This is a genomic window from Streptosporangium sp. H13245, from assembly GCF_055690525.1.
Genome location: NZ_JBSZKT010000011.1, coordinates 193,833 through 201,986, shown reverse-complemented (window position 1 = coordinate 201,986; position 8,154 = coordinate 193,833). Strand labels below are relative to the sequence as shown.

5 protein-coding genes are annotated in these 8,154 nt (G+C 72.9%); 4 read left to right on the top strand and 1 reads right to left on the bottom strand.

Features of this window, described 5'->3' with window-relative positions; all coding sequences use genetic code 11:
• A partial coding sequence (locus ACW9TB_RS19750; protein WP_472749479.1) for a non-ribosomal peptide synthetase/MFS transporter occupies positions 1 to 4,708 on the bottom strand: 4,708 nt, incomplete at its 3' end.
• 311 nt (positions 4,709 to 5,019) lie between these two features.
• On the opposite strand from ACW9TB_RS19750, the gene ACW9TB_RS19745 reads away from it, so the two are divergent.
• The 4 genes from ACW9TB_RS19745 to ACW9TB_RS19730 all read left to right on the top strand — a co-directional run bounded on the left by ACW9TB_RS19745 (position 5,020) and on the right by ACW9TB_RS19730 (position 8,052).
• Positions 5,020 to 5,475 carry a hypothetical protein gene (locus tag ACW9TB_RS19745; protein ID WP_472749478.1) on the top strand — a complete coding sequence of 152 codons (456 nt, stop codon included), beginning with the start codon at positions 5,020 to 5,022 and terminating at the stop codon, positions 5,473 to 5,475.
• A gap of 191 nt (positions 5,476 to 5,666) precedes the next feature.
• On the top strand, positions 5,667 to 6,137 hold the full coding sequence (locus ACW9TB_RS19740; protein WP_472749477.1) for a MarR family winged helix-turn-helix transcriptional regulator: 471 nt from the start codon (positions 5,667 to 5,669) through the stop codon (positions 6,135 to 6,137).
• Positions 6,138 to 6,421: 284 nt separating this feature from the next.
• Entirely contained in the window at positions 6,422 to 6,853 is a 432-nt protein-coding gene (locus ACW9TB_RS19735; protein ID WP_472749476.1) for a MarR family winged helix-turn-helix transcriptional regulator, read from the top strand.
• A gap of 221 nt (positions 6,854 to 7,074) precedes the next feature.
• The gene (locus tag ACW9TB_RS19730; protein WP_472749475.1) at positions 7,075 to 8,052 is read left to right on the top strand and encodes an NAD-dependent epimerase/dehydratase family protein; all 978 of its coding nucleotides are present in this window, start codon (positions 7,075 to 7,077) and stop codon (positions 8,050 to 8,052) included.
• The last annotated feature ends 102 nt before the right edge of the window (positions 8,053 to 8,154 follow it).

Sequence of the window (8,154 nt, the reverse complement as noted above, 5' to 3'; positions counted from 1 at the left end):
TCAGCGGCTCCCTCGGCCGCCACGGCAGCGTGGCGGGGAAGCGGACGAAGAGCACGACGGCGATCGCGAAGACGTAGCTGGCGACGTCGAGGGCGACGATGCCGCCCAGCCCGATCCAGGCCAGCAGACCGGCGGCGATCAGCGGTACGACCAGCTGCGCCACGCCGCCCGCCATCTGGGTGACCCCGATCGCGTGGCCCAGGTAGTGCTTGGGGACGAGCTGCGGGACCGCGGAGTTGTAGGCCAGCCGCTGGAAGCTGCCCGCGACCGACAGCGAGATGACCAGCAGGTAGATCTGCCAGAGCTGGAGATCGCCGAACAGGATGATCCCGGCGAGCACCGCCTGGATGGCGGCCGAGGCGCAGTCCGCCAGCAGGATCACCCGGCGCCGGTCGCCCCGGTCCACGATCGCACCGGCCAGCGGCGAGATCAGCAGCCCGGCGAGGTTGAGCACGGCCAGGATGGAGAACTGCGTCACCGACCCGGAGTCGATCAGCACCGTGAGCGGCAGCGCCCACCCGACGAGCGCGGAGCCGATCATGGATATCTGCTGGCCAGCGGAGAAGGTGAGGAAACGCCCCATGCTGGGCTGCACGGTGTTCTTCTCGGCCTTCACCTCCGACGTCCTGGCGATCCCGTGGACCCACCAGGTGTCGTCGGGCCCGCGTTCCGGTGGCGTGTCCAGCCGGTCGTGGATCTGGAGGATCCCGGCCAGCTCCTCGGCGCGGTAGCGGAGGAAGAAGTGCCCGCCCTCGTCGAGGACGACCAGGGCCGCGGTGTCGGCGATGAAGTGCCACTCCCTGAACCGCTCCTCGTAGAAGTCGGTCGCCGGGTCGCGTTCGCCGATCACCGAGACGACCGGGGCGCGCAGCCGGACGCGGTCGGGGGTGTCGAACAGGTCGGTGAAGTACTTCTCGGCCGCCTTGCCGTCGTGGCGCATCGTGCGGACGATCCGGTCGGCCACCCCCGGGTCGAGCTCCTCCAGGTCGACGCCCCTGGCCTTGAGCCAGTTGATGTCGCCCTGGCTGCGGCGCAGGCTCTCGAACTCCCCGATGCGCGACAGGGTGCGCATCAGGCCGCGGGGACGGGCGAAGGGGAAGATCGCCCCGATGTAGACGGCCTCGACCTCGCGGCCCGCCGCCTCCACCCGCCTGGCCAGCTCGGTGGCGAGACCGGCGCCGACCCCGCAGTGACCGTAGATCACGACCGGGCCCTCGACGGTCCGCAGGATCTCCTCGGTGCAGCGCCTGGCGACCTCGTCGAACTCCTCGGGCTCCTCGTCCAGCCCGACGTCGTTGCCCGGGATGGCGACGGCGTAGAGCGCCTGGTCCTCGGGGAGCGCGTCGGCGAGCGGCTGGTAGACGATCGCGCTGCCCGAGCCGTACGGGACGCAGACGTAGCTGCGCGTCACCGTGCGGCGAGGGGTGAGCCGCTGGAGCAGCGGGCGGGCCCCTCCGCCGCCGGGGCCGCCGACGAACCCGGCCAGCTCCCGTACGGTGCGGAAGGAGAACAGGTCCACCAGGCCGACCTGGAGGCTGCCCTCGGGCAGGGCCCTGCGCAGCTTGGCCACGACCTGGATCGCGAGCAGCGAGTTGCCGCCCAGGTCGAAGAAGTCGTCGTGCGCGCCGACGCGCTCCACCGAGAGCACCTGCTCCCAGACGGAGGCGATCGCCCGCTCGGCGTCGTTCTCCGGCTCGGCGTACTCGGCGGCGCCGGGGCTCTCCGGGGCGGGCAGGGCCCTGCGGTCCAGCTTGCCGTTCGGCGTGAGCGGCAGCGCGTCCAGGGTGACGAACATCGAGGGGACCATGTAGTCGGGCAGGGTGCCGCCGAGGGCGGCCCGCACCCGGGCGGTCTCCGGCGGCTCGTCCGCGACGAGGTACGCGACGAGCCGCCGGTCCCCCGGCACGTCCTCCCTCACGATCACCGCGGCGTCGCGTACCCCCGCGCGCTCCCGTAGCGCCGTCTCGATCTCTCCCAGCTCGATCCGGAGGCCGTGCAGCTTGACCTGGTCGTCGAGGCGGCCGAGGAACTCGATCGTGCCGTCGGGCAGCCACCGGGCCGCGTCGCCGGTCCGGTAGACGCGGTCGTGGCCGAGGGGGAAGAACCGCTCGGCGGTGAGCTCGGGCCGCCGGTGGTAGCCGAGGGCGACGCCGACCCCGCCGATGTGCAGCTCTCCGGGTACGCCCACCGGGACCGGGCGGCGGTGCGGGTCGAGCACGTGCAGCGCGATGTTCTGGATCGGCGCGCCGATCGGCACGCTCGTCCGGCCCGCGAGCGCCTCGGCGGTGCAGTGCCAGGAGGAGACGTCGATGGCGGCCTCGGTGGGGCCGTAGAGGTTGTGCAGCTCGGCGCCCGGCATGGTCGCGAGGCAGCGCAGGGCCAGGTCGACCGGGAGCTCCTCACCGCTGCAGATGACGCGCCGCAGCGAGGCCAGGTCCCGTACGCCGTCCTCCGACAGGAAGATCCCCAGCATCGAGGGGACGAAGTGCGTCGTGGTGACTCCCTCCGAGGCGACCAGGTCGCGCAGGTAGGCCGGGTCGCGGTGCCCGCCGGGCTCGGCCAGCACCATCCTGGCTCCGGCCGTGAGCGGCCAGAAGAACTCCCAGACCGAGACGTCGAACCCGGCGGGCGTCTTCTGCAGGACGACGTCGTCCGGCGTCAGGCCGTAGCGCTTCTGCATCCAGTCGAGGCGGTTGACGATGCCGCGGTGGCTGTTCGGCACACCCTTCGGCCTGCCCGTCGAGCCGGAGGTGTAGATCATGTACGCCGCCGCGCCCGGCTCGCCCGCACTTCCCGCGCTTCCCGCGCCCAGCCCGTCCGCGCCACCCGCGCCCGGCTCGCCCGCGTCCCTTGACGCGTCCCCGGCGTCTCCGGAAGCGGCCCAGGCGGCGGGGTCGTCCAGCGCGAGGACGGTGGTGTCGTACCCGGTCAGCCTGTCCGCCAGGTGCCGCTGGGTCAGCACCACGGCGGCGCCCGCGTCGGAGAGCATGAACGCGAGCCGGTCGGCGGGGTAGTCGGGGTCGAGCGGCACGTAGGCCGCCCCCGTCTTGAGCACACCCAGCAGCCCGGTCACCAGCTCCGCCGACCGCTCCGCGCAGACCGCGACCAGCGAGCCCGGCCCCACCCCGGAGCCGCGCAGCACGCGGGCCACCCCGGCGGCCCGCTCGTCGAGCTCCCGGTAGGTCAGCGACTCGCCCCTGAAGGTGACCGCGAGGGCGCCGGGGCTCCGCGCCACCTGGGCCTCGACGAGGCCGTGCAGCGTCGCCTCGGCGGGGAAGTCGGCCGCCGTGGCGTTCCACTCCTCGGTCAGGAGACGGCGCTCGGCCTCTCCCAGCAGCTCCAGTTCGCTCACCGGTACGCCCGGCCGGGCGACGGCGTCCCTGAGGAGGTTCTCCAGGTGCCCGGCCATGCGCTCGACGGTCGCGGCGTCGAACAGCGCGGTCCGGTAGGTGAAGGTGGCGGTCATGCCGCCGTCGGCGGTGGGGACCAGGTAGAGCTCGATGTCGTAGCGCGCCGAGCCCGGCGCCATCGCGAAGTCCTCGGCCGCCAGGTCACCGGCGGCCCCCTCGGCGACGGCGAAGTCGTGCATGGAGAAGAGCGCGTCGGCCAGCGGCTGCCTGCTCGGGTCGCGGGGCACGTCGAGCGCGTCGACCAGCCGCGTGAAGGGCAGTTCCTGGTGGTCGAGGGCGTCGATCACCACGTCGCGGGTGCGGGTGACGAGGTCGGCGAAGCCGGGGTCTCCGTCGAGGCGGGCGCGGAGCACGAGGGTGTTGACGAACATGCCGACCACGTCGTCCAGCCCGTCCCTGGTCCGCCCGGCGACCGGCGTACCGACGGCGAGATCGTCCCGGCCGCAGTAGCGGGCGAGCAGCACCTGGAAGGCGGCGAGCAGGGTCATGAAGCGGGTCGCGCCACGCCCGGCGCCCAGCCCAGTCAGGGCGGTGACCAGCCCGGGGTCGAGCCGGTGGACGTGGGAGGCGCCGTCGACGGTGAGCCGGGGCGGGCGGGGCCGGTCGGAGGGCAGCTCGGCGCGGGGCAGCCCGGCCAGTTCCCCGCGCCAGAAGGCCAGCTCGCGCTCGAACGGCCGCTCGCGCTGCCAGAGCGCGAAGTCCCCGTACCGGACGGCGGGCGCGGCGGGGGCGTCTCCCCGGTACAGCGCGAGGAGGTCGGCGAAGAGCAGCTGCGTCGACCTGCCGTCGGCGACGATGTGGTGGACGAACAGCGTCAGGACGTGCTCGTCGTCCGCGATCCTGATCAGGGTGGCGCGCAGCAGCGGTCCCCCGGCCAGGTCCAGCGGCTCGGCGCTCTCCGCGCCGATCAGCTCGGCGGCCTCCTCGTCCGTGGCGGCCTCGGCCAGGCGCAGCGGCACCGGCGCGACGGGGACGACGTGGACCGCGGGCCGCCCGTCCTCCGTCGCGGGGAAGCGGTGGCGCAGGCTCTCGTGCCGTTCCGGCAGCGTGGCCAGCAGGTCGCGCAGCCGGTCGGCGTCGAGCGGGCCGCGCAGCCGCACCGCGACCGGGAGGGTGTAGGTGGACGTCCCCGGGGTGAAGTGCTCCATGAACCACAGGGGCTCCTGGACCGGGGAGAGCTGAGGAGGCGTGCCCTCGGGCCTACGCGGTATCTCCGGGCGTTCGGTGTCGACGGCCCCGCCCCGCAGCCTGCGCCTGAGCAGATCCCGCCTGGCATCGGACAGATCGGCGACGGACATGGCCTCATCCCCCTGTGACGATGTCTCCACGGGTACGCCGGGACAGCGCGGCGCCGAGGCTGAGGGGGCGCGGCGCGCTCACGATGAATCCACAGAAACCATCGGATGCGCACCCCAGTGTGCGCAGAACAGGAAAGAAGGTATCCCAAAAGGATCCGCGACTCCATCAAGGTCCACTGGCCACTTCCGGCAGCGGGAAGGAGGGAGGCCCTCACCGCGAGCCGGTGGAAACGCCGGTGAAAACATGGTGCCCCGGCGCGTGGGAACGGGGGAAGCGCCGGTCTCTCGGTACGGGAAGGTACGGTCAGCTCATGTCCGAGCGCAGCATGCCGCATGACCTCGCCGCCTGGGCGTGCCCCCACGGGCAGGACGCTCGCCGGGGTTGCACGACCTGCTACGAGGAGTCCGGCGACCCCGACACGTCGAACCCCTTCTGGGAGGTCGCCGCGTGGTTCACCACCTCGCGGCCGATCCCGATCAGGACGCTCCAGGACGCGCACCACCACGGCCGTCAGTTCGCCCTCGACCAGCCGTCCACGCCGCTGGTCTACCTCCTGACCGGCCGTGCCCGCGCGGTCGACAGCGTGCAGGCGATCGCGGGCGTCGTCGGCTTCCTGCTGCACAACCGGCACGTGGTGGCCGACTTCACCGTGACCGAGACCCGCGCCACCCGCCGCTCACCCGGCACTCCCAGCAAGCCCAACGCGACCCGCCAGACCGACACATGGCTCCAGGACCATCGCCGCCCCGACGGACGCGTACGGTAAAGGCTCCACATGTGCCGGGCGCGCGGGCACTTGGCCTTCCGGAGCGGACACGCCGTGGGGACAGGTACGCGAGCCCCTTCATGAGGGACGGGCACACAGGCACGCCTCCGCCGTGCCGCGGGTGACAAGGTACGGCGGGAGTCCCTAAGCTCGACAACACCATTGTCGAAACGTCAGGCCGGGAGGCGATCGTGGCGGCCGACCCCCCGGGCTTCGAGCTTCCGCTCCGGCTCTTTCTCGGCTTCCGGGTTCTCATCGACGAGCTCCACGCGGAGCTCGCCCGCCAGGGGCACCCGGACATGCGGCCGATGCACGGCTTCGTCCTGCAGGCGATCGGCCCCGAGGGCACCACGGCCGTGGAACTCGGCCGGCGGCTGGGCGTCTCCAAGCAGGCGGCGGGCAAGACGGTCGACACCCTGGAACACCTGGGCTACGTCGAACGCGGCTCCGACCCCGGCGACGCCCGCCGCAAGATCGTGCGACTCACCGAGCGGGGCGTCGACAGCCTCGTCCGGTCGGCGCGCATCTTCGAGGACCTGCGCGCAGGCTGGGCGAGGACCCTCGGCGAGGACCGCCTGCGCGCCCTGGAGTCCGACCTGCGCGCCGTGACCCCGGAGGACGCCTTCCGCCTCGACGTCCCCGGCTGGTTCGGCGGCCACTGACCGTCCGCGAGAGCCGCTAGCGTGAACGGGGCCTCCCCCTCGGCGGACCCCTACCGAACGGGAACCCTGTGAGGAAGTCCGGTGAACGGGAGTCCGGTGAACAAGGCTCCAACGAAGGGAGCTCCACCGGACGGAACTCCCTCCATCCGTACATCTGAACACACGGACGACGGGACACACGGACGACCGGACACGCAGACAGCGGGGACACGCAGACGGCGGGACACGTGGACATCAGGACAGCGGGACATCCAGCGCATCCGGACAGCGGCGGACGGGAGTTCATGGACGACCACGCCTCCTGGGCGACCGGGCGCCTGCTCCTGGTCGCCGCGCGCCTTGTCGAACGGGAGTGGAACTCCGTGCTCGCCGAGCGCGGCCTCACCCACGCGGGTTTCCTGACGCTCAACGCGCTGAGCGAGGGCCCGCAGACCCAGCGGCAGCTCGCGGCGCGCACCTACGTGGAGGAACAGACGATCCGCCCCGTACTCGACCGGCTCGAACGCGACGGCCACGTCAGCAGGGCACGCGACCCCGCCGACCGGCGCCGCGTGGTGGTCACCCGCACCCCGCTCGGCGAGGGCACGTACGCCGCGCTCGTGACGAGCGACCTCGTGGAGAGGATCGTCACCGACCGCGTGGAGGACCCCGAGGCCCTGCGCGCCGAGCTCATCCGGCTGATCACCGGCATCAGGGGCGACGAGACCGGGCGGTAGGACCGCGAGAAACCGATCCAGCGGCCCGCGCCGGTGACCACGCCCCCTCCCACGCCTCCCACGCCGACGAACGTCACCCCGAACCTGCCCGAACGCCGGTCCCCGCCCCCCGTGACCGGTGTCCGGATACCGGTCCCCGCCCCCGTGACCGGCCCGCCCGGCTCACGGAGACGCGGGGCCGCGATGTGAGCGACGCCACCCGGTTCGGAACAATGACGGGTATGCGAATCCTGATCATCGGCGGCACCCGTTTCGTCGGCCGGCACATCACCGGGGCCGCGATCGCGGCCGGGCACGAGGTGTCCCTCCTGCACCGCGGCCGGACGGGCCCCGGGCTGTTCCCCGAGGCCGAGCACCTGACAGCCGACCGCGACGGCGACCTGTCCGTCCTGCGCGACCGGCAGTGGGACGCGACGATCGACGTCAGCGCCTACCTCCCGTCACAGGTGACCTCGCTCTCCGGCGCGCTCTCCACCGGCCAGTACGCCTTCGTCTCCAGCACCGCGGTCTACCGGGTCCCCGAAGCGCGGGGCTTCACCGAGGACTCGCCGCTGACGGAGGTCGACGGGCCGGTCCCCGAGACGGTGACGGGCGAGACGTACGGGGCGCTGAAGGTGCTGTGCGAGCGGGCCGCGGCGGAGGCGTTCGGGTTCCCGACGCTGGTCGTGCGGCCCACGTACGTCATCGGCCCGTACGACCACACCGGCCGTTTCACCTACTGGGTCAACCGGATCGCGCGGGGCGGCGAGGTCCTCGCGCCCGGCGACCCCGGTGATCCCATCCAGGTCATCGACGCCCGCGACATGGCCGCCTGGATCGTCTCCATGATCGAGGGAACGCACCCGGGCACCTTCCACGCGGTCAGCCCTCCCCCGCCGTTCTCCTTCGGCGACATGCTGGAGGCGATCGCGGCCGAGGTCGGACCGCCGGGAACCACCCTGACCTGGGTCGGGCAGGACTTCCTGCTCGCCGAGGGCGAGGACGGCCGGTCGCTGCCCCTGTGGTCCGAGGGCGATCCGTGGATGTCGGTCAACACCGCCGACCCCGCCGCCGCCCGCGCCGCGGGGCTCGACCCCCGGCCCCTGGCGCGGTCGATCCGCGAGATCCGCGAGGCGGAGTCGTCCTTCTTGGTGGACGCCACCATCACCCCCGCCAGGGAGGCCGAGCTGCTGTCCCGCTGGTCCGCCCGCGACGCCTGAAACAGGCTCCCGTCCGCGCCCTCCCGGCCCATCAGCCCAGGCCACCGGCTCCCGACCGCCGGATCACAACCGTGCGCTCCCGACCGTCAGCCCCGGACGCCG